The following is a 20,925-nucleotide window of genomic DNA, read 5'->3' as shown; positions in this document are numbered from 1 at the left end:
CCAGGATGCATTGACAGTTTCGCCACGGGAAGTGGTGCGTTTTTTTTGAGTTACTTGGCGGAAGAGCGCGAACTGGCACCCAGTGCGCAGGATCAGGCATTCAATGCGTTGTTGTTCTTTTTCCGTCACGTGCGGGGTGAGGAATCGGTGGACTTCAGCGGGGCGGTGCGTTCGCGCAAGCGCCAGCGGACGCCCACGGTTTTGTCGGTTCAGGAAACGGAGCGCCTGCTGTCTGCGCTTTCGGGGGTATTCGGGCTGATGGCCGCCTGCAGTATGGGGCCGGTCTGCGGTCGACAGAGTTGATCCGGCTGCGGGTGAAGGATCTGGATTTTGATCGCGGGCAGGTAACGGTTCGCGGGGGCAAAGGGGATGAAGACCGCGTCAGCGTCCTGCCTCAATTTTGGGCAATGCCTTGCAAGACCAGGTTGAGCGGGTGCGCGCCCTGCATGTGCAGGACGTGGCGGCGGGGTTCGCCGGGGCCAGCATGCCGACGGCTTTGGCGCGGAAGTATAGCGAGGCTCGGGCGCAGCTGAGCTGGCAGTATGTTTTCCCCGCGAAAGAGCTGGGCACGGATCCCCGCAGTGGTGAGCGGCTGCGTCATCATGTGTTAGCCAACTCGTATCGCACGGCCTTTCGTCGGGCGGTGGGCAAAGCCGGAATCGAGAAAGCAGTCTCGCCGCACGTGCTGCGGCACAGCTTTGCCACGCACATGCTCGAAAACGGCGCTGACATCCGAACGGTGCAGGAGCTGCTGGGCCATGAGAATATTGAAACCACGCAGATCTATACCCACGTGATGAAAAAGCCGTTTGGCGTCATCAGCCCCATGGATCGCTTGGCCGAGTAAGCGAACGCGCGGGACGCGGTTTGGAGAAAGATCGGGCGACTTTCAGAAAAAGGTCGGGCGTAATGCAGGCAATTGTCGCCCTTGTTTCAAGTCAACATACGCCCGTATGTCAGACCAACATACGCCCTTAAGTGTGAGGAAGCGTCGCCGACGCTCCGTAGAAGTGTCGCCGACACTTCGAGCTACAGTCGGCGACGCTTGGTCGCGCAGTCGGCGATACTTAGCCAGCTTTGGGGGCTTCTGGCGGGCCGATTTTTCATGCTGAAAGTATGCCTTTTGGGTTTGCCAAAGGCGAACCAAAAAGGCGGAGGAAAAAGGAAAAAGATTAAAGGAAAAAGGGCCAGCAGGATGGTGGATCGACGGCGTGTTTAAGACATCGGTAACGCTATGGTCTCAGGACATGGGGGCTTCGATGTTCCGGTCGTTGACTTCGGAGCTACATCCTTGGTTAACCGATTTCCGGTTTCCAATTACTGTCCTTCGTCTGCCGTTCTTCAGTCTCTCCAAATGGCGCCCACAAAAAAAGTCCCGGCCGTGATTGGCCGGGACTTTGGAAAGGTTGCTTGGAGCGGCTTTACTTCTTTTCCGCAAGCGCAGCCTGGGCGGCGGCGAGGCGGGCAACCGGCACGCGGGGAGGCGAGCAGGATACGTAGTTGAGGCCGATCTGGTGGCAGAACTTCACGGAGTTCGGTTCGCCGCCGTGCTCACCGCAGATGCCGAGCTTGATCTCGGGGCGGGTAGCCTTGCCCTTTTCGACACCCATTTTTACGAGCTGGCCAACGCCAGTCTGGTCGATCGAGTCGAATGGGTTTTGCGGCAGGATGTCGAGCTCCTTGTAGTCCGGGAGGAACGTGCCGACGTCGTCACGGCTCATACCGAGCGTGGTCTGGGTCAGGTCGTTCGTGCCGAAGCTGAAGAACTCAGCGGTCTCTGCGATCTGGTCTGCGGTCAGTGCAGCGCGCGGTATTTCGATCATGGTGCCGACCATGTAAGGAATCTTCACCTTCTTGGCTTCCATGACTTCAGCGGCGACGCGGTGGACGACTTCAACCTGCAGGTCGAGCTCCTTCTTGAAGCCTACGAGCGGGATCATGATTTCCGGGGAAACCTTGATCTTCTTCTTGGCGGTCAAGCAAGCTGCGGCTGCTTCGAAGATCGCGCGGGCCTGCATCTCGGTGATTTCCGGATAGGTGATACCGAGGCGGCAGCCACGGTGACCCAGCATCGGGTTCTGCTCATGCAGGGCCTTGACGCGGTCGCTGATGAATTCCGGCGAGACGTTGAGCGCTTCCGCGATGGCGCGGCGGCTGGAGTCGTCGTGCGGGAGGAACTCATGCAAGGGCGGGTCGAGGAGGCGCACGGTAACCGGGCGGCCTTCCATGGCCTTGAAGAGACCCTTGAAGTCGTTGCGCTGGAACTTAAGAAGCTTCTTAAGCGCCTTGCGACGGCCTTCTTCGTCGGTGGCGAGGATCATCTCACGCATGAACGTGATGCGGTCGCCTTCGAAGAACATGTGCTCGGTGCGGCAAAGGCCGATGCCTTCAGCGCCCAGGGCAACAGCCTGCTTGGACTGGGCCGGGGTGTCTGCATTGGTGCGGACGCCCATGGTGCGGTACTTGTCCGCCCACTTCATGACCTGGTCGAACATCTGGTAGGTGTAGCTCTTGGCGGGCTTCAGCTTGCCATTGAACACCTGGGAGACTTCGGACGGAGCGGTCGCCATGGCACCGGCGTAGATTTCACCAGTGGTGCCGTCGATGGAGATGAAGTCGCCTTCACGCAGGACGGTCTTGCCGACGGTGAGGGTCTTCTTGCCGTAGTCGATCACGACTTCGTTGGCACCGCAGACGCAAACCTTACCCATTTGGCGGGCAACGAGAGCGGCGTGCGAGGAAACACCACCACGGCTGGTCAGGATGCCTTCGGAGGCGATCATACCGCGAAGGTCTTCCGGAGAAGTTTCGACACGGCAGAGGACGACCTTGTTACCCTTGGCAACCTGGGCTTCCGCAGCAGCGGCCGAGAACACGATGTGGCCAGCGGCGGCACCGGGGCCAGCGGGCAGACCCGTGGTCAGTGGCTTGGCCTTCTTCAGTTCCTTCTCGTCGAAGATCGGCACGAGGAGGCTGGAGATCGAGTCAGCCGGGATGCGCTTTACAGCGGTGGCGTCGTCGATGAGCTTTTCCTTCACCATTTCGTAAGCGATGCGAACAGCGGCGAGGCCGGTGCGCTTACCGTTACGGGTTTGGAGCATGTAAAGCTTGTTGTCTTCAACGGTGAACTCGAAGTCCTGCATGTCGGTGAAGTGCTGCTCGAGCTTGGCGCGAACTTCTTCGAGTTCGGCGTGGGCGGCGGGCATCTCTTCAGCGAGCTTGGAGATTTCCTTCGGGGTGCGAACACCGGCAACGACGTCTTCGCCCTGGGCGTTGATGAGGTACTCGCCGTAGAAGACGTTCTCACCATTGGCCGGGTCACGGGTGAAGGCCACACCGGTAGCGGAGGTTTCACCCATGTTGCCGAAGACCATGGTCTGGACGTTAACGGCGGTGCCCCACTCGGCCGGAATGTTGTACTTCTGGCGGTAGAGGATCGCGCGCTCGTTCTGCCAAGATGAGAACACGGCACCGACTGCGCCCCACAGCTGTTCGTAAACGTCTTGCGGGAAGGTGGAGTTGGTGAACTTCTTGATCAGCGCCTTGTAGCGCTTGATGAGCTCCTTGAGGTTGTCGGCGGTGAGGTCGGTGTCGTTCTCGACCTTCAGTTCCTTCTTGAGGCCGTCGAGGACTTCTTCGAAAGGCTCGTGTGCGTCTTCGTCTTCGACCTGCACGCCCATGACCACGTCACCATACATTTGGATGAAGCGGCGGTAGCAGTCGTAAGCAAAGCGTTCGTTGCCGGACTTCTCGGCGAGGGCAACGACGGTCTTGTCGTTGAGGCCGAGGTTGAGGATGGTGTCCATCATGCCGGGCATGGACTCACGGGCACCGGAGCGCACGCCGAAGAGCAGCGGGTTTTCTTCGTCGCCGAAGACCTTCTTGGTCTGCTTTTCGATATTGGCAACAGCTTGCTTAACTTCGGCCTCAAGGGTCTTGGGGTAGCTGAGCTTGTTGTCGTAGAAGTATGTGCAAACTTCCGTGGTGATGGTGAAGCCCGGGGGAACGGGCAGCTTGATGCGCGCCATCTCTGCGAGATTCGCTCCCTTGCCGCCGAGCAGTTCCTTCATCTTGGAATTACCCTGGGTCTTGCGTCCGAACTCGTAGACGTATTGAACCGCCTTTTTCGCGACTTTCTTTTTCGCGGCTTTCTTCGCCTTCTTCGTTTTTGTTGCCATCCTGTGTGATGATATATGGGTTTACTTTTATGCGAATTTTCGTCCGCTCGTTCGCTTGTCGCGAGGCGGAAAAGACGTGACACAAAAGCGGTTTTACAAACCCTGTCAACGATTTGCCGCTTAAGCGGGCACTAAACATTGATTCTGTAACGCTGGACAACAAACGCTTCGAAGCCTTATTAGCACTTTTGCACTATCATGAAGATCACGCTCCGTCAGGCAAAGCCGAGTGACGCAGACTGGCTTGAGCCGTTCTACGAATCGCTCATGCGTCCCTATGTAGAACTTACTCACGCGTGGGATAAGTCTGTTTTCCGCGCTAAGTTTCAGCCAGAATTCACATCCATTATCCAACTGCGTGGCAAGGACATCGGTATGTTCAAAGTCGAGCCGCAAGAAGAGTGTCTGTTCTTGGGCGACATTCAGGTGAGCCCAGAATACCAGGAGCAGGGCATCGGTTCCGCGCTGGTGGAAGACTTATGCAACGCCGCCCGGCAAGCCAACCTTCCGGTTCGCTTGAGGGTTTTGAATGGCAATCCCGCGCGTCAGTTTTATGAGCGCCGCGGCTTTCGCAAAATATCTGATCTGGATAATTGCGTGGAAATGGAGTGGCGTTCGCCCAGCCGTTCGCGCAAAAAGTAACTGTCATGAATAACGATCCCACGCCGTTAGAACCGGATCCCAATGCGCCCGAAAGCCCGGGCGGCGTGATGGGATTTTGGGATCATGTGGAGGAGTTGCGCTGGGTGCTGATCAAAAGCATGGGCGCGATGATGCTGGGCTGTGTGCTGGTGTTGGGTTTTGGTGTATGGTTTGCCGATGCCCTGCAATGGCCGCTGCATCAGGCCTACAGCTTGATCGGGGACCCCGACCGCGAAATCCTGCTGCGCACGGACGGGCCGATGAATGTTTTTACCTTCATCCTGCAATTGTCGTTTTTTGGTGGCATCGCGCTGTCGCTGCCGTTCATCGTTTACTTCACCGTGGGCTTCGTGGCACCGGGTTTGACCGATGATGAAAAGAACGTTTTGCGCCCGGTATGCCTTTCGATTCTGTTGCTGTTTTTTCTCGGCTCGGCGCTCGGTTTTTTCCTGCTCCTGCCGTTCTATCTGTATGTGTCATTGAGTTTTGAGGAGGCCTTCGGTTTTGCCTCGTTGTGGACGCCGGTGAAATATTATGGGCTGGTTGTGTGGACGACGCTCGGGCTCGGGCTACTCTTTCAATCGCCGCTAGTCATTATTCTGCTGATCTATCTGGATATTGTCACCGTGGAACGGCTCAAGGCCGGGCGCCGCTACGCGATATTTATCATCATGGTAATTGCGGCTTTGGTGACGCCCGGTGGCGATCCGCTGACGCTTTGCGTGACGGCGCTGCCGCTGTGGGCGCTATACGAAGGCTCGCTGATTATCGGTGGGCGCTTGCGCTCGCGCAAACCCGAGCCAGACGAAGCCAACGAGGAGTGGCAGTAGCCGATGGCTCAGCCAGCCAGGAAAATGCCCATTGGCGCGTCGATGCGGGATTGGGCAAAACTCCGCACCGAGCTAATGTGGGCTTACGAAGGTGTGATCCATCCGAGGTATCTTTCGCTGCCTCGCGATATCGAGCCCGGCATTCCGATTTATTATTTGAAGCGCGGCCAGCTGACCATCGCCTCCGAGAGTGAGGAGCGGGTCGCCACCGAGGGGCAGTGGGCATTTATCACCAAGAAATTGCAACGCCGGGATTTTAGCCCGGATGCGGAAATAATTTCGGTGCGCTTCATTCTGTCGCGTCCGGATGGGCGGTCGTTTTTTGATCACAACGAAATGATGATCTTTGCGCACGAGGATTTTCCCGAACTGCTTGAACGCAGCCGTAAGCTGCTGGGGTGCATTCGCGAGGGGGCTCCCGAAACGGTGCGTACGAATCTGTGGCACCAATCGAGCGACATCGACGGCTACCTGTTAATTCGCGAAACGTTTTTTGGCTGGCTCCGCTGTCTGATCGAAACCTTTCGTAAGCAAGATAATGCCATTAACCCATTCGATGGGCTGGATGAACGCATCCGCTCGGCGATACAATTTCTGGATCTGTTGCCAATCGACCGGGAGCTGCGCGAGGCGGACCTTGCGCAACGCATTGGTCTGAGCGTAAGCCAGATTAACCGACTCTTTGTGCGTGAGCTTGGCCAAACGCCGAAGCAGTATTGGGACAACCGCCGACTCGATGCCGCCATCGTCCAGCTGTCCAGTTCCATGACGCCGATCAAGCAAATCGCAGTCGAGCTGGGCTTCGGGTCGCAAAATTATTTTGCCCGTTGGTTTCGCGCGCGCTCCCAGATGTCGCCCAGTGATTATCGGGAGAAATATGCGCAGAGCTGGTAGCTGCAGGCATGGGAATTAAACAGGAAGATCGGGAAGCTTCGAAACTGAATTTGTGAACAAACGCAGCTAAGATTACAACGCTTGGCGGTTAGGTGGCTTACGAATCGGTGCTGCCCACTCTTTTTTAAAATGATGAGCTTCCCGTTCTTCCTGTTTAGAATTCTCTGTTTATTCAGCACAAAAAAAGCGGGAAGCATTGCTGCTTCCCGCTCAAAAAGTTATCGCGGTGAGTGTTCGTCGTATGCCGGAGACGAATGCTTAGGCGATGGCGGCTTCGGCTTCTTCCACCGTCGCACCGGAATTGATCTTCTGGAAGCTGCGGCGCAGCTTGGCGACGGCCTGACTGTGGATTTGGCAGATGCGGGCCTCGGTGACGCCGAATACTTCAGCGATGTCGGAGAGGCGCTTGCCTTCGTAATAATACTGGAAAATGATGGAGCGTTGGCGCTCGGGCAAAGATTCGATTAACTGTGAAACTTCAGAGATCATTTCCGTGCGTTCGAGGCGCTGTAGAACGGGCACGTCCCGGTCGTCGGCAATGGTCTCGTGCAGGTTTGGCTCTTCGTCGCTCGAAGTGGCGGAGTTGCCCTGGTCGAGGGAGACGAACATGACCGGCTCGGCACTGGCACGGAACTTCTCATACTGCTTGCCGGAGAGTTTCAGCTCCTTGGCGAGCTCAGCGTCGTTCGGGGTGCGGCCCAGCTTTTGCTCGAGCTTTTCGACGGTGGCGCGCATCTTGCGGACCTTGGCCCGGCGGGTGCGGGGCAGGGCGTCCATGCGGCGGAGTTCGTCAAGAATTGCACCGCGGATGCGGGTGCCCGCATAAGAACGGAAGGTTTTGGCGTGGCGTGGCTCGTAGCGGTCGATCGCTGCGATCAGGCCGGTGACGCCTACGCTGTGCAACTCATCAGCGTCTGCACAAGTCGGCAGGTGCGAGAGCATGCTGTTAACGATTGTCCGCACGAGCGGGTAGAATTCTTCAATCAGTTCGTTGCGAGTTTTGGCGACTGAATGTTCTTCTTTGATTTCGGCGTGTGAGTGTTCGGCATACATGATAACTAGTTGGTTGATGCCAATATCATAGCACTGCACATGCCACTATTTGAAGTGCTTCTTTAAGCTGTTGTTATTCAATATTATAAAAATTTACCAAATTTTAGCCCCCTCAAAAATGCGGGTTCGGGTGATTGCGATGTGTATGCAAAAACATTGCAATCGCAATGCTTTTGAGTAGCTGAAAAGCTGGTAGGGTCTTATGGTCGTCAATTGGCCCTTTTTCTTAATAGGTAATATGGCCTATTTTTGCGGGCTGAACTTAAATCCGTTGGCGGACCGCCTCAAAAAGACAAACGCCGGTTGCCACGGACACATTTAAGCAGTCCACCGTGCCCAGCATGGGGATTTTTACGAGGTGATCGCAAAGTCGAGCGGTTTTGCTGCGGATTCCGGCTCCCTCGGAGCCCATCACCATGCATAGTGGGCCGCTGAGGTTGACGTCGTAGATCAGCTGGCTCTCTTCGTCGCCCGTGCCGACGATCCAGATGCCCATCTCCTTAAAGCGTTCCAGCGTCCGGCCAAGATTGACAACCTGCACGTAAGGAATCTCGTCCGCGGCACCCACCGAAACGCGGCGGACGGTGTCGGTCAAGCCGACAGTGCGATGCTGCGGGGCGATGACGGCGTGTGCGCCGGCGGCCTCGGCTGAGCGCAGGCAGGCTCCGAGGTTGTGCGGGTCCTGCACTTGGTCGAGGGCGAGGATAAAGGGATCTTCGTCGAGGGCCTCCAGGCGCTCAATGAGCTCGTCTTCGTCGATGCGCTCGAGTATCTGGCGCTCGGAGACGTGGGCGTTGGCGCGGGCTTGGACGTTTTTGGCGCGGCGTCTTGGCATGGTGCTTAAATTACGTTCGCTTCGCCCCCATGCAAGCGCATTGGCGTAGTAAGTTTGCGGGAAATAGCAGCGCTATTTGCATAGAGCCACAAATGCGGCTGGTGGCCCGTGCAGGTAATTCCGTGAGCGGACTTAGCGCTCCCCGAGTGATTTGGTGGAGCACACGCGCGCCTTAATCGAGTCCTTCAGCCGAGTAGCCAGGGAGGCGGCGTTGACCTGATTGTCGTAGTTTTCCAGCACCCAGGTGCGTGCGGCACCGCGAATACGATGGAAGGTCTCGTCGTCGCTTTGCAGCGTGGTCAAGGCCCGCTTCCAGGCCTCGTAATCATCGTTTCGGGCGATAAAGCCGGTCTCCTCATGGTGGATGGCTTCGATGGTGCCTGACACGGGCGAGGTAACCACCGGCAGCCCCATGGCCATGGCTTCGGGGATGACGTTGGGCAGACCATCGCGGTCGCCATCGGGGGCGACGATGCCGGTAAAAATCAACACGTCGGCCCAGTCGTAGTGCTTCTTGACCTCGTTGAATGGGCGGCGTCCGACCAAGTCCACGTGGTTTTGCAGATTCAGCTCGGCATGTCTTTGGCGCAGGCTGTCTTCCAAGCGGCCGCCACCCACGATGCGGGCCTCGAACGCGAAGCCGTCGTTGGCGAGCTGGCGGAAGATTTCCAATTGGCGGTGGTAGCCTTTTTTGGGCACCAGTCGGCCCACGCTCAAAATGCGCAGCGGGCGGCGATTGGTGCGTGGGACTTTGCACGGGGGAAATTGATCCAAACCGCGGCGGATGAGGAGCACCTTGTCCTTGCTGGCCCCCTTGGCGATCAGATGGCGTCGGGCGGAATCCGTGGTGGTGTGGACAATGAGCGCCTCCTTCAGTTTGGGCGTCAGCAGCCAGTCACCTTCTTTCTTGAAGACGTCGTAGGCGTGAGCACCCATGGTGTAGGGGACACCGGTCAGCCGGCTGAGGACCCAGCCCGTGGTCGCGGGCATGGTCGCCCAAACGCAGTGAAAGACGTCCGGCTTTTTCCGCTTGAACTCGTCGGCCAGCACGATGGCACAGCCGATCCCGCGCATGGTTTCGCCCAAATTGAGCAGGGAGGGCATGTCGAACTTGAGCAGATTCTCGCCCAACTCACGGAAGACGCCCGGGCTGCGGAAGATATGCTTGGGCAGCAGGTAAAGCAGCTTGAGCAGCCAGCGGTGGCGGAAATATTTGATCGGAATGCCTTCCCATTCCTTCTCGCCGAGCCAGAGGGAATGGATTTCCACCTCGACGCCCTGAGAGGCCATCACGCGGACCTCGCGCTGGAGAAAGGTCTCGGAGGTTACGGGAAACGTCGTGAACAGATACGCGATCTTGAGCTGCGCCGAATGATTCTCCCCAGTCGTTGCCGCTTGAATGACCGGAGCATCGACTTGCGGTTTGGTTGCTTCGGTCGATTGATCAACGACCGGCTGGGAGATTGGCTCTAAAGCGGTTCCGCTCACTATGGTTATGTCCGACGGTGTAGTTTGGCAGATTCGGTATTAATCTGTATACCAACATTTGCAGGCCTTGGCGGCAAGCCGGAAACACAAAGATTTCTAAGGGGATTTATTTAGGGCGGCGGCGAAACCACGGCTTACTTTAACCGTTTTTTGACCACACTTCTTCGTTGGCATTTGGAGTAAGTGTCTCATAATGCGTGGTTAATTGTCCTCTGGCGTCATCTCGCCACCCCTTTGACGATTCTTAGCCATGGCCAAAATAAAAAAGAAGCAAGCAAGTGAGGGTAACTTTTACTCATCCCTCGGGCTTGGGGTGATCACTGCGCTCATCGGCATGTTGCTTGGGCTGCTCTCGCTGTCGGTTCAAGAGGCGACCGAGGTCCGCCAAATGCCCGACGAGGAGAAAATCGAGCCAAAGACTGTTTATTACATCATTGGTCAGGATCGGGGCGGCAATTACAAGGGCATGCTGCGCGCTTTCATCGAGCAGCAAAAGGGCACCATCCGGCTGCAGGAGCAGGACCTCAACCGCTGGGCTTCGGACAATTTCAAATTCGGCGGCCCCAAGGGCGCGGAGGAAGAGGCTGGCCTTATCACGCTCAAGCCCACGGCACCGAATTTCCGCATCGCCAACGGTATCATGACCATCGGCATGACGGTGGAGGTCGGCATGTTTGGCAGTTCGCACAAGATGCGCTACCAGACGACCGGTGTTTTCGAGCCATCGGGCAGCGGTTATGCCTTTAAGCCTTTCGACAGCTACCTGGGCTCGGCCCACTTGCCTCCCGTCGTGGTGGGCCCCACGGTATCCGGTGCGCTGTACGGCGTCTTCACCAATACCGAGCAATTTCCGGCGCTGCATAATTCCTGGCTCGGCTTGAGTAACGTCTCGCTGGACGGGGATTCGTTGTTGCTCACTCGCCAGTAGTTTCCTTGCGTCCATGGGCATCCTTCATCGCGCGCTGTTTTTTGGTCTTTGCCTGTTGGCGCTATGTGCCCGCCCGGCACAGGCGCAAGACATCCTGGAGCGGACTAGCCGTGATGGCATTTTTCAGATCATCGGGCTGAGCTTTGACGGCACGCAAACCGTCGGCTCGATGGCGGACCAAATGGAACGCCTCGGCCTGCGTTATTTCCCGGAAATCCGGAATATGTCCCTGCCGATTCGCGTGACGCTGCTCTCCGATTCCCAAATCGACGCGCCTTACACGATCACTTTCCAGCCCAACGGGAATTACTACGTTTACATTGCCTGGAATGAGGACACCCGCTTTGGCGATGTCTGCCAGGCCCTGGCCAGTGCGCTGGTGCGCCGCGCGGCTGTCTGGCGCTTCGGCCAAGCAGCGGGAAACAACGCCCCGCATTGGCTGGAGCTCGCCATGGGGCAATTGCTCGAAGCGAGCATCCGCCCGGGCTACGCCGATGTGCAGCGCGAAAAAGCCCTCAAGCGCCCGCCGCTGGGCTTGGAAGAGCTACTCACCGCGCGCGGTCCGTTTGGGATTCAACAGGAGCAGTTTGCGCTAAACTCCGTGTGGTTTTTCCGCCTCCTGGAGAACCGCATTCCTGACCGCACGTTTTTCCGTCGCGTGCTGGCAGCCTTCCTCAACGATCTCAACCCGAACTATGTGCTGGTGAAGGCCTTTCCCGATAAATTCGACAACAAGCAGGACCTCGAGATGTGGTGGGCTGTCGGTTTTCAGGCCATGGCGCGTAGCCGGGAGACACCTTTTTTCACCATGCCGCAATCGCGTGACCTTGTTCGCGAGCTGGCAATCGTCACCGTAAACGTCAAGGGGCAGGACCAGCGGATGGCCGGTGCAGCTCTGTGGGAACAGCGGGCGCTGCCGGAGGTGCAGGCCGCGATGGAGCTGCGCCACCGCGAGATCAAGCTGGAACTGCAGCGCATCAATCCCGTTTACTACAATTCGATGCTGTCACTCGGGCTGTTTTTTGAGGTCGCGATGAGTGCCGAAAACCCCGAGCCGGTGCAAGTCGCCAACTCCCGCTTCCTCACCGACTACCGCAGTGCGCAGGAGCTGGAGCTGGAGATTAAACGCCTGCTGCACTGGTAATCTTGTCAGGATACGCTATCGTATCCGACAGATCCCCTATGACGTTTAAAAACTTTTTTGCCCGCAAGCCCTTGGCGGTCGTTGTAATGGCAGCCGTGTTTACCGTTCTAGCCGGCTGTTCCAAGGGAACCGCAGAACTTGAAATTGAAAAAAACATGAGTGAGCCCAACCCCGAAAATTTGGAAGTCGCCACCTTTGGTGCCGGTTGTTTCTGGTGCACGGAAGCCGTGATGGAGCGCCTGCCGGGCGTGGCCAGCGTGGAGTCCGGCTACATGGGCGGCGAGGTGGAAAACCCGACCTATCAAGAGGTTTGCACCGGCACGACCGGTCACGCCGAAGTGATCCAGGTGAAGTTCGACCCGGACATCATTCGCTACGATCAACTGCTCGACGTATTCTGGCGCATGCACGACCCGACGCAGCTAAACCGGCAGGGGGCGGATGTCGGCACGCAATACCGTTCGGCCATCTATTTTCACAGCGACGAGCAGGAGCAGACCGCCAAAAAATCCCTGGCCGACGCGCAAACGAAGATCGACGGCCTGATCGTTACCGAGATCACCCCTGCCTCGAAGTTCTACGTCGCGGAGGGCTACCACCAGGATTATTACAATAACAACAAGAACGCCGGTTACTGCCGCTTCGTCATCCTGCCCAAGCTGGACAAACTTGGCTTGGAGGACTGATGTCCCGAAGCCGAGGGCCAGCGGATTTTCAACAGAGTCAATCGCGATCAAGTCGGATTGCCATAAGTCCTTGAAGATGAGCACCAAAGGTGCGAACTCATACTAACCTAGGGTCAGCGTGAGTCGCAGGGCGACTGGAGCGCAGCCCTAGGTGTTGTGAGCAAATCTGTCGCTAGAGCCCTGAAGGGGCGGCTGCAAGAGGCATGATGAAGACGTGCTTTCAGCACTCCAATTATGTGTGGATCATTAGTCCTAGGGCTGCGCTTCGTCGCTACGCTCCTTGCTGACCCTAGGCTAATATGAGCCCGCGCCCTTGGCGCTCAGAATGATTGTTCGTTGGCCCGAGGTCGATCGGGCGAGCTCGCTAATCATTGCCCTTTAGCTCGTTGAGCTTGGGCACGCCGAGCGTTTCGGCGATTTTATCACGAATGAAGTTGGCCTGTTCGCGCGCCTTCATGCCGCTAACGAGTTTCTTTTCGCGGCCTTGCGAGTCGGCATACTTCACGTAGTAGGTGCTGTTCTTGTAAGAATCGGTTTCCTCGCGAACGAGCACGCCGGCGCACCCCGAAAGCGGTACGAATTGGTCGCCAAGCCATTTAATGGGATACGTGTGTACCTCCATGCCGTCGGCGGACAACGTCAGGTCGGTCTTGTTGACGTACATGGCGATGCAGTAATAGGTGAGCCCCACGCCGACGGCCACGTGGGCCACGGGAAAGACAATCATGATCCACTGCGTCTCTTCCATTCCGGCCGCTGCGGAATACCAAAAGATCAAAAATGCATCCCATGCGATGCAGAAAAATGTCAGCGGTATGACGGATAAGTTAAACCAACGTCGCCGGATCACCAGCCGCCCGCGATTATCAGAAGTGAGGTCTAATCCTTCCGGAATGAGTTCCATCTATGCGCGATTGAAATGGGTTCCGTGCTTGTTGGCGATGGTAATTCTATGGCAATTTGCGGCAATGGGCCACCGCCATGTTGCTGACGTTCCAACGGTGCTATAAAACTTATGCGCCGACTGATTCCTTAGCTGCCGCAACGAGCCAGTCCGCGCCGTTATCCTGAATCGATTGGAAACGCGCGGCAACGTAGCCATCTGGGCGGACGAGGACGGCACCGTCGGCTGCGATGCCATAGAGCTTGAGGAACTCCGGCTCCGTCAATGAATGCATGGTCGTTCCTAACACGCCTTTCAGCGGCCACTCGGCAGAGTCGAGCGCGGCTTGCCAACCGGCACCATCGGGCCCGGTGAGCAGGGCAAAGCCATTGCCAAAAAGGTCGAGTGTCGACTGGTCCTCGGTCAGCCAGAAGTGCGGTGCGCGTCCACCTGGGCGTGCGCTGGGGGTATAGTCATTGAGTGGATCGTCGTTGGTCGCGGCGTCGGTGCCGTCGGGGGCGAAGGCACCGTGCTCGTAGGTCCGGCCAAGGTCGAGGCCCAGCACGCTGCCAGCTCGGCGGCTGTGGGTGATCTTTTCCTTGGCGCGGTCCCAGTCGCCCCGCAGCGCGCATTCGACGATGGCGTATATTTCCATGAAGTTCTCGTTGCTACTCTGGGAGATCGCGGCAGCGACGCCCAACCGCTCGGCCTGGTAGGTGTCGAGCAGGGCATCGGGCGCGTCGCCCTTGACCACGGCCGCCAGTTTCCACGCGAGATTGTGCGCGCCCTGGAGGCCGGTGTTCATACCCATGCCGCCACTGGGGGAGAGGCGCGCGGCCGAGTCGCCCACGAGGAAATGCCGCCCGTGTCGCCACTGCAGCGCGAGCTTGGGGCTCATGACCCAAGGCAGAATCGAGATCACCTCGACCGGCACTTCAGGCATACCGGAGGCGTGCTTGATCATCTGCGTAATGCGGGACTCGGTGTATTCACCGGCGCTTTCGCCGTCCTCCAAAAAGTGATGCATCAGCCAGAGGTCCTGCCCGTTCACGCTGACAAAAAACTCCATGAAGTCCTCGCCGAGTGCGTTGTAAAGCAGGGCGCGACGCTCCTCCATGCGGGGGCCGTAGTTGGCGCGAAAGTAAGTGTTGATGAAGTGCCCCATGTCGCCCGGTCCCTCGACCTGGATGCCCAGTCGCTGGCGGATCCGGCTGCCTGCGCCGTCGGCGGCAATGAGAAACTTGCCCGACACCGTGGTCTCTTCGCCGGTATTACGGTCCTGGTAGGTCGCGGTAACACCGTCTTCGGTTTCGCTCGTGGCAATGACGTCTTTATAATGAAGGATCGTGCCGAGCTGGCTTTCGTTGATCGCGCGGGCAATGACGGCCTCAGTGTGCGGCTGCGGGCAGTGAAAGCGCACGCAAGGGGTGACGTTGCCGGCGTCTTCGATGTGGGGCACCCGCCCGAGGATTTCCCCGCTGAGGCCCTTGGCCCAGATGGTCAGCTCGTGTGGTTCGCGGGTGGTCAGGTCAGCCGCACGCATGCGCTCATAAAGGCCGAGCTGGCGGTAGATTTCCCCCGTGCGCCGCATGATGCCCATGGCTTTAGGGTGGATGGAGATATCCGGATGCCGTTCGATCACGAGGCTCGATACGCCATAGCGCTCAAGCAAGAGCGAAGTTAAGAGCCCGCAAGGCCCACCGCCAACAATGATCACATCGTACTCGCTCATGGAGCGGACATTCAGCCAGAGTTGGCCCCGGGGTTAAAGGAAAAAGAAGGCGCAGTTATTGAGTATTGATAATTTTGAAATGCGACCACGCCGGAAGCGTTCTTCACGTGCTATTTCCTGCCAGTATCTCCGCTCCAAGCTTGCTGGCGGTATTTCGTCGGGGAGACGCCGTAGCGCTTCTTCAACAAACGCGAGAAATGATACGGCGAGGGGAAGCCGCAGCGGTCGGCGATTTCCTGCATTTGCAGACCGGTTTCGCGCAGGAGACGGGCACCGGCCTCGACGCGAATTTCCCACAGGCGTCGCGCGGGCGTTGTGTTGGTATGCTCGCGAAAGAGTCGGATCAAATGCGGCTTGCTGACGCCTGCCTTCGCGGCGATTTCGTCGAGACTCAGCTTGTCGGGGAAGCGCTGCATCATGATGTTTTCCGCGCGAAGCACGACTGGGGGCAGGCGTGTTTTTTTCGTGTCTTCCTTGTGCCCGGCAGCGGCAAAGGCCTCCTCGACGATGGCACGGCCAAGGGCGCGGCGCAGGTCGCCTTCGTCGTGTGCCGAGTCGCGCGGAGCATCGTTGGCAATGCTGGCCAGCGCGCGCATGCGCTCCGTGAAGGGCAGGGCAGCAAGTGCGTCTTCCGCCGTACTTGCCCAGGGCGGCGGTTCGTGGATCGTTGGCAGGTCGACCCAACCATGGCGGACTTTTTCCTGCGGGTCGAAGGTGAAATGGTAGGTTTCGCCGGGGATTAAAAACAAGGCCTCACCACCGTGAAAAACGCGCTGGGTGCGATTCGTTTTCAGCGCGATTTCGCCGTTGTAAAAATAAACAAGCTGGAGGTGTGGCTGCTTGCGCGGGCCAAAGGTGTCACGCTCACCGTAGACAACGTCGCCAACGTTGTTTCGCTCAATTTTCGCCAGAATGCTCATTTTAGACAAAATTATGCGTCTTGCAGCTATGGTAATCGAGCCCAAAATCGGCTATGCTGATAGGTATGATTACGACATCTACTTCCCCTGGATATTTTAGCGTCGCTGAGCTGGGCGAGGAATCGACCCAGTATTACCGCGAGAACGGCTTTATCGTCGTCACCGATTGCTTTGACGCCGGCGAGATTAAGGAGCTCTGCGATGACACGGTGGCCATCTGCCGCGGCGACTACGGCTCGCTCAACCCGAACGGCGACCACATGGCGAATTACCGGCCCGAGGACGCCGTCGATTTCTCCGGCCTGAGTGACGACGAGATCATTTCCCAGTTTCTGTGCATCCATTTCCCGCACAAGGCCTCCCCCATCATGAGTCGCGCCTTGGCGCATCCCAATGCGGTCAAGGCGCTGACCTCCATCATCGGGCCGAACGTGAAGTGCATGCAGTCGATGTTGTTCATCAAGGCCAGTGGCAAGCCTGGGCAGGCTTGGCATCAGGACGAATATTTCATCCCCACACGCGACCGTTCGCTCTGTGGCGGTTGGATCGCGATGGATGACGCCACGGTTGACAACGGCTGCCTGTGGGTGATCCCCGGTTCGCACAAACAAGGTGTCCTGTGGCCAATGTATCCCCACAACAAGAAGGAATACGACTGCGCGCACGAGGCCTACGACTTCCCCTACACCGACGCCGATGCGATCCCCGTCGAGGTCCCAGCGGGCGCGATCGTACTCTTTAACGGCTACCTGTTGCACAAGAGCCTGCCGAACCGAAAAGCCGCTGGCTTCCGCCGGTCACTGGTCAACCACTATATGAGCGCGGAAAGCCTGCTGCCGTGGTTTGGCGGTAGTGAGGAGAGCGGGCCCATCGGCCGCGCCGACAAGCGTGACATTGTGATGGTCGCTGGCAAGGACCCTTATGCGTTCAAAGGCGTTGAGGATCTCGCCAGGCCAATGGTCCGCAAGTCAGGAGAGGGCGGTTGCGGCGATGGCCGGATGTCCAAAGAAGAATTTGTTGCCAGGCAAGCTGCTGATAAAGGCGGTAGCTGCGAAATGGGTGGCGGCATGATGGGCGCGTCCAAATCTGGCGCTCAGATGATGTAAAGACACTCTGGCATCGTTCATTTGCACGAAAAGGCGTTCCCGTGAAAAGGGGAGCGCCTTTTTGCATTTAAAACTGAGCACGAGGGGGAACTATTCACTCAAACGACTGTTTTATGGCTCCCTTGGGCCAAAAACTCGGTTTTGGGGTGTTAATTGGCCTCAGGTATGGTATTATGGATTTATTTATAGAGGGTTAAAAGGGTAATGGAGAACTACATCATCAACTTTAAAGTCATTAGACTACGCATGCTTCCGAGGAAGCCTTTGTCGCTAGGGGGGGCTGCACGTGTTGATTGATTTTTCCGCCTATGGCGGGCACTGGCTGTTTCCAAGCTACTGAACAACAATATTTTGGAAAACGTTAAAGACAGCATCTTTGCAATCAGATTGCGAGGCCTGAGGGGGCTTGGCGTGATTTGGCTGTGTGCCTGTCTCTTCATTGGTGTGCTCGATTTGGCGGGTCAAACCTGGACTGGCGCGAATGGTAGCAACTGGGGCACATCAACGAATTGGTCGCCCAACGCTATCCCGGGTAACTGGGCCAGCCGCGGCGCGATTGTTTATCTCAACGATACGCCCGGCTCGAATCAGAGCATTACCACCGGCTACGACCGGCAGCTGTCCGAGCTGCAAATGACTAGCAGCTACGACTACACGCTGAACTCAGGCGAAATCAAATTTCAGCATGGCCCGAAAACACTGAGCTTGAATGGATCCGGCGACTTGATCCTCAACACGAACACGATTTTCTCGGGTGGCGGCAATGGCTACATCGACGCGGATGGGCCGGGCGTCATCACGTTCAATGGCAACATGGCGGGTCACGGCGGCACGGTGGTCAACTTCATCGGCAGCGGCGAAACGGTGACCAATGGCACTTTTGGCGGCAACCTTGCGTTGGGCGGCACGGGCACGAATACCTTCAACGGCACGTTCAATGGCGGGTCGACGGTCACCGTTACCGGTGGCACCAACGTGATCACCAGTAACATCGGTGGCGGTGCCACGATCGAAGTGAACGTCAGCTCGGGCAGCCTCAGCATCGAGGGCAGTATTGGCGGCGGTGCCAATATCGACGTGGATAACGGGCAGCTCGCGCTCTCCGGGACCCTGGGCAACGGCGGCAGTGTGTCCGTGCAAAGTGGCGGCACGCTGCTGCTCGAAGATGGGGCCGATCTCAGCGGGGGTGGCTCCAATGTCGAGCTTAACGGCGGCACGCTCGCGGTCACAGCCGACAGCGTGGAGGTTTATAGTCTGACGCTTTCGGCGGACTCGACCATCGACCTGCTCGACGACCCGGACGCCGATATTTACCTGGGCAACATCAATGGCGGCGGCGTGGTTAACATCATCAATTACCGGGACACACAGCAGGTAACCTACAACCCCGGTGGCTCCAGCATCGACGTCCCGACGCAGTTTTTCTTCGACGGCGTCCCCGCACAAGTCATCGACGACAACCGCATTGTCCCCGGCATCTCACCAATTCCGGAACCGGGCACGATCGTCTTCGGCATCGCCCTGACCTCCCTCGCTGCGCTGCACACCTGGCGTCGGCGCAAAAAGCAACTTTCTGGCAGAGACGAATCTCGTCTAACTTAGCGGCCTACTGTTCGGCCAGAAATGCATCGTATTGTTGATGATATGATTCGGTGTCACGTCTGTAACTCTGCATGATTTGGTTGAGAGACGGTATGGGAACATAATAGAGCATTGATTGGCTAATGCCGAGATCCCCGAAGCGTCTCGTCTGCTCAAGAAACTTCTTAAATTCCGGGTCTGTCTTGTCATTGTCTGGCGTGCCTTCGCGTTCGATTTCAATGGTCCGTATTCTCAGACGAACCATTTCCACCATCATTCTTTCCGTCATTTGCGTGGCCCTTGGTTCTTGCGCCAGCAGCAAGGCATTGAGGAAGGTTAAAATGGTCGCGAGCAGTTCATCATTTTTTTGGTGAATGGCAATGCGCGCGCTGAGGTCTATTTGGTCATTCAGTTTTCCAGTCGTGCGAAAATCGCTCACATGTCTTGTAAATCCGGTATGATCCGCAATGTGCCGATGGTTCATTTCCTTGGCTGCGAGGTCGATGCATTGCCGGAGGTTTTGCTGGTTGCTTAGGTATTCAGTAGCCACCGCAAATTGGATCATGGCTTTGAGTTGCGCCTCGTTGAGCGGAGGTTTCTCGTAGTAGTAGTAATCAATGTCAGCAATCCTGAGCTCTTCAGGAATGAGCGGTTCCTCAGCGCCCAAGGTCGCGATTTTTTGCAGGATAAGCGCTTGGTTGTTGGGATCAATTGCAAGGCATTGCTCGATGAGCGGCAGGATGATTTCCGGATCAGATTCCTGAATGCCCGTATAGGTGAGGTTCGCCTGCTGCACGGAGGGCGATTTCGGGAAGCGTTCGGCCAGCAGCGCAACGCGCTCGTCCTTGCCTTCATTGGGCGTCATCATGGTATAGCCTAATGCGAGTTTGGGGTCGTTCGTTGCCGCAGCCTTGGCCAATAATTCCTCGGCGCTCAGATGGTAGATGCCCGGCTTGTAAAGCGCTCTTTCGCCCTGCAAACGTGCGATGAATGGATCGCCATTGCCCATCATGCCGAAGCTTTCATGGGTTGGCGTTTCGAGCAGTTGCGACCAGGCAGCGCGTTGTAGGGGTTCCGCGGGGTTCATGTTCCGGCGACGCGAGAGGTTTCGCATGAATGCGGCAGAATCGCTATCGGGCTCTTGAGCGGCGGCCATGGTAAACATTGCTTCCGCCTCGGGATAGTTTTCCATTTCAAAGAGCACGCAACCGCGCATCCAGATGGCGAATACGTTGTTGGGGTCTTCCTCGATGACCGTGAGATAGGCCTTCTCGGCTTCGCTTAGCTCGCCAAAATAGTAGTGGCGGTTGGCGCGATCAAGTAATGGAGAATCCTTTGCCTCAAGCGCCGCCTGCCGGTTTTGTTCCAAGCCTTCAAATAGGGAGCCCATCGAGGCTGTTATTGTCTGTGTAATGCCGGTTTCGTCTTGCTCCTCGAAATCGCTGAGCGCGTTTCTCATCGCGCGATTTTGCTGCTCCTGCAATCGGGCGCGCAGCAGCACAGGGTCGTTGATGGCAGACCAGTCGAAGCCCTCTGGGTGAGCCGCGATCCATTGGCTCCAGGCTTCGGGCGTGGTGTGGTGTTCCCCGGTTAGAATTAACAGCAGAAGATTGGAGATCTCGGGATCAAAACTGCCCGGGCGGTTAACCACGTAATAGGCTCCCTCCATGGAGTTGCTGATCAGGCCAGCGATTTGGCCAACATCCAACTGAGCCTCAGTCGGGTTCAAGTCATTGATCTTCGCTAAGGCATCGTCGGTACTCAATTCCGACAGATAGGCGGCAAAGGCGAGATTTGCCGTCAATTCATCATCGCTCATCCACACCTGGTGCAACGCTTCCTCATCACCCAATGAATAGGCGTTAATCGCCTTGGCGAGCGTTTCGATTTGCTCATCACTGGCGATGCCTTGTGCCCGCATGAGCGCAATCCAGTCAAAGCCGTCATCGATCTGAGCAATCACAGATTGGGCCAGTAAAATGAGCCACAGGATTACGCTAGTACGTATCATACTGTCATTAACGT

The 20,925-nt window shown here is 57.2% G+C and carries 18 protein-coding genes and 1 pseudogene; 11 read left to right on the top strand and 8 right to left on the bottom strand.

Features of this window, described 5'->3' with window-relative positions; all coding sequences use genetic code 11:
- From O3S85_RS12630 to O3S85_RS12625, 3 genes and pseudogenes are all read left to right on the top strand, one after another.
- A partial coding sequence (locus O3S85_RS12630) for a phage integrase N-terminal SAM-like domain-containing protein (protein ID WP_269540746.1) occupies positions 1 to 303 on the top strand: 303 nt, incomplete at its 5' end.
- Between the two features lie 11 nt (positions 304 to 314).
- Positions 315 to 371, top strand: a pseudogene (locus O3S85_RS21310) (hypothetical protein); the annotation flags it as partial.
- A 41-nt stretch (positions 372 to 412) separates the two neighbouring features.
- Positions 413 to 847 (top strand): tyrosine-type recombinase/integrase, encoded by a 435-nt coding sequence (locus tag O3S85_RS12625; RefSeq protein ID WP_484487963.1) that lies wholly within the window; start codon positions 413 to 415, stop codon positions 845 to 847.
- 574 nt (positions 848 to 1,421) lie between these two features.
- Here O3S85_RS12625 and ppdK read toward each other — a convergent pair.
- A complete protein-coding gene (gene ppdK, locus O3S85_RS12620; protein ID WP_269540745.1) occupies positions 1,422 to 4,178 on the bottom strand; it encodes a pyruvate, phosphate dikinase in 2,757 nt (918 codons plus the stop codon).
- A 198-nt stretch (positions 4,179 to 4,376) separates the two neighbouring features.
- Here ppdK and O3S85_RS12615 point away from each other — a divergent pair, with 198 nt between their 5' ends.
- Genes O3S85_RS12615 through O3S85_RS12605 form a run of 3 tightly spaced genes read left to right on the top strand, consistent with a single transcriptional unit; the run spans position 4,377 to position 6,544 of the window.
- Positions 4,377 to 4,820, top strand: a complete 444-nt coding sequence (locus tag O3S85_RS12615; protein ID WP_269540744.1) for a GNAT family N-acetyltransferase — start codon at positions 4,377 to 4,379, stop codon at positions 4,818 to 4,820.
- Positions 4,787 to 5,650 (top strand): twin-arginine translocase subunit TatC, encoded by an 864-nt coding sequence (tatC, locus tag O3S85_RS12610; protein WP_269540743.1) that lies wholly within the window; start codon positions 4,787 to 4,789, stop codon positions 5,648 to 5,650. The genes O3S85_RS12615 and tatC overlap by 34 nt, the downstream gene beginning before the upstream one ends.
- A gap of 3 nt (positions 5,651 to 5,653) precedes the next feature.
- A complete protein-coding gene (locus O3S85_RS12605) occupies positions 5,654 to 6,544 on the top strand; it encodes a helix-turn-helix domain-containing protein (RefSeq protein ID WP_269540741.1) in 891 nt (296 codons plus the stop codon).
- Positions 6,545 to 6,802: 258 nt separating this feature from the next.
- Here O3S85_RS12605 and O3S85_RS12600 read toward each other — a convergent pair whose 3' ends face one another.
- The 3 genes from O3S85_RS12600 to O3S85_RS12590 all read right to left on the bottom strand — a co-directional run bounded on the left by O3S85_RS12600 (position 6,803) and on the right by O3S85_RS12590 (position 9,920).
- A complete protein-coding gene (locus O3S85_RS12600; RefSeq protein WP_269540740.1) occupies positions 6,803 to 7,597 on the bottom strand; it encodes a FliA/WhiG family RNA polymerase sigma factor in 795 nt (264 codons plus the stop codon).
- 262 nt (positions 7,598 to 7,859) lie between these two features.
- The gene (gene rlmB / locus O3S85_RS12595; protein WP_269540739.1) at positions 7,860 to 8,432 is read right to left on the bottom strand and encodes a 23S rRNA (guanosine(2251)-2'-O)-methyltransferase RlmB; all 573 of its coding nucleotides are present in this window, start codon (positions 8,430 to 8,432) and stop codon (positions 7,860 to 7,862) included.
- 132 nt (positions 8,433 to 8,564) lie between these two features.
- Positions 8,565 to 9,920, bottom strand: coding sequence for a glycosyltransferase (locus tag O3S85_RS12590; protein WP_269540738.1), 1,356 nt, complete (start codon positions 9,918 to 9,920; stop codon positions 8,565 to 8,567).
- A 250-nt stretch (positions 9,921 to 10,170) separates the two neighbouring features.
- Here O3S85_RS12590 and O3S85_RS12585 point away from each other — a divergent pair, with 250 nt between their 5' ends.
- The 3 genes from O3S85_RS12585 (at position 10,171) to msrA (ending at position 12,678) form a co-directional block, all read left to right on the top strand.
- Positions 10,171 to 10,848, top strand: a complete 678-nt coding sequence (locus O3S85_RS12585) for a hypothetical protein (protein WP_269540737.1) — start codon at positions 10,171 to 10,173, stop codon at positions 10,846 to 10,848.
- Positions 10,849 to 10,861: 13 nt separating this feature from the next.
- Positions 10,862 to 11,992 (top strand): hypothetical protein, encoded by a 1,131-nt coding sequence (locus tag O3S85_RS12580; RefSeq protein ID WP_269540736.1) that lies wholly within the window; start codon positions 10,862 to 10,864, stop codon positions 11,990 to 11,992.
- Between the two features lie 155 nt (positions 11,993 to 12,147).
- Positions 12,148 to 12,678: a peptide-methionine (S)-S-oxide reductase MsrA gene (gene msrA / locus O3S85_RS12575; RefSeq protein WP_269540735.1), complete on the top strand. Its 531-nt coding sequence runs from the start codon at positions 12,148 to 12,150 to the stop codon at positions 12,676 to 12,678.
- A 364-nt stretch (positions 12,679 to 13,042) separates the two neighbouring features.
- Here the strand turns inward: msrA and O3S85_RS12570 are convergent, their stop codons facing one another.
- From O3S85_RS12570 to O3S85_RS12560, 3 genes are all read right to left on the bottom strand, one after another.
- A complete protein-coding gene (locus O3S85_RS12570; protein WP_269540734.1) occupies positions 13,043 to 13,582 on the bottom strand; it encodes a hypothetical protein in 540 nt (179 codons plus the stop codon).
- 109 nt (positions 13,583 to 13,691) lie between these two features.
- Positions 13,692 to 15,293 carry an FAD-dependent monooxygenase gene (locus O3S85_RS12565; RefSeq protein WP_269540733.1) on the bottom strand — a complete coding sequence of 534 codons (1,602 nt, stop codon included), beginning with the start codon at positions 15,291 to 15,293 and terminating at the stop codon, positions 13,692 to 13,694.
- Between the two features lie 110 nt (positions 15,294 to 15,403).
- Positions 15,404 to 16,213: an AraC family transcriptional regulator gene (locus O3S85_RS12560; protein WP_269540732.1), complete on the bottom strand. Its 810-nt coding sequence runs from the start codon at positions 16,211 to 16,213 to the stop codon at positions 15,404 to 15,406.
- 65 nt (positions 16,214 to 16,278) lie between these two features.
- Between O3S85_RS12560 and O3S85_RS12555 the strand changes: the two genes are divergently transcribed.
- Both O3S85_RS12555 and O3S85_RS12550 read left to right on the top strand, forming a co-directional pair.
- Entirely contained in the window at positions 16,279 to 17,319 is a 1,041-nt protein-coding gene (locus O3S85_RS12555; protein ID WP_269540731.1) for a phytanoyl-CoA dioxygenase family protein, read from the top strand.
- A gap of 411 nt (positions 17,320 to 17,730) precedes the next feature.
- Positions 17,731 to 18,921, top strand: coding sequence for a translocation/assembly module TamB domain-containing protein (locus O3S85_RS12550; protein WP_269540730.1), 1,191 nt, complete (start codon positions 17,731 to 17,733; stop codon positions 18,919 to 18,921).
- 4 nt (positions 18,922 to 18,925) lie between these two features.
- Here the strand turns inward: O3S85_RS12550 and O3S85_RS12545 are convergent, their stop codons facing one another.
- Entirely contained in the window at positions 18,926 to 20,911 is a 1,986-nt protein-coding gene (locus O3S85_RS12545) for a hypothetical protein (protein WP_269540729.1), read from the bottom strand.
- Between the last annotated feature and the right edge of the window lie 14 nt (positions 20,912 to 20,925).

Source organism: Cerasicoccus sp. TK19100 (genome assembly GCF_027257155.1).
Taxonomy (GTDB): Bacteria; Verrucomicrobiota; Verrucomicrobiia; order Opitutales; family Cerasicoccaceae; genus Cerasicoccus; species Cerasicoccus fimbriatus.
Note: the sequence above shows the minus strand (reverse complement) of the source record. Positions and strands in the feature narration are given on the sequence as shown.

What these genes read in the sequence shown, in the direction of transcription:
- O3S85_RS12570 (WP_269540734.1), bottom strand. Translation starts at nt 13,582, where the DNA reads ATGGAACTCATTCCGGAAGGATTAGACCTCACTTCTGATAATCGCGGG.
- O3S85_RS12580 (WP_269540736.1), top strand. Translation starts at nt 10,862, where the DNA reads ATGGGCATCCTTCATCGCGCGCTGTTTTTTGGTCTTTGCCTGTTGGCG.
- O3S85_RS12555 (WP_269540731.1), top strand. Translation starts at nt 16,279, where the DNA reads ATGATTACGACATCTACTTCCCCTGGATATTTTAGCGTCGCTGAGCTG.
- O3S85_RS12560 (WP_269540732.1), bottom strand. Translation starts at nt 16,213, where the DNA reads ATGAGCATTCTGGCGAAAATTGAGCGAAACAACGTTGGCGACGTTGTC.
- O3S85_RS12605 (WP_269540741.1), top strand. Translation starts at nt 5,654, where the DNA reads ATGGCTCAGCCAGCCAGGAAAATGCCCATTGGCGCGTCGATGCGGGAT.
- O3S85_RS12585 (WP_269540737.1), top strand. Translation starts at nt 10,171, where the DNA reads ATGGCCAAAATAAAAAAGAAGCAAGCAAGTGAGGGTAACTTTTACTCA.
- O3S85_RS12565 (WP_269540733.1), bottom strand. Translation starts at nt 15,293, where the DNA reads ATGAGCGAGTACGATGTGATCATTGTTGGCGGTGGGCCTTGCGGGCTC.
- O3S85_RS12545 (WP_269540729.1), bottom strand. Translation starts at nt 20,911, where the DNA reads ATGATACGTACTAGCGTAATCCTGTGGCTCATTTTACTGGCCCAATCT.
- rlmB (WP_269540739.1), bottom strand. Translation starts at nt 8,432, where the DNA reads ATGCCAAGACGCCGCGCCAAAAACGTCCAAGCCCGCGCCAACGCCCAC.
- ppdK (WP_269540745.1), bottom strand. Translation starts at nt 4,178, where the DNA reads ATGGCAACAAAAACGAAGAAGGCGAAGAAAGCCGCGAAAAAGAAAGTC.
- O3S85_RS12615 (WP_269540744.1), top strand. Translation starts at nt 4,377, where the DNA reads ATGAAGATCACGCTCCGTCAGGCAAAGCCGAGTGACGCAGACTGGCTT.
- O3S85_RS12600 (WP_269540740.1), bottom strand. Translation starts at nt 7,597, where the DNA reads ATGTATGCCGAACACTCACACGCCGAAATCAAAGAAGAACATTCAGTC.
- msrA (WP_269540735.1), top strand. Translation starts at nt 12,148, where the DNA reads ATGAGTGAGCCCAACCCCGAAAATTTGGAAGTCGCCACCTTTGGTGCC.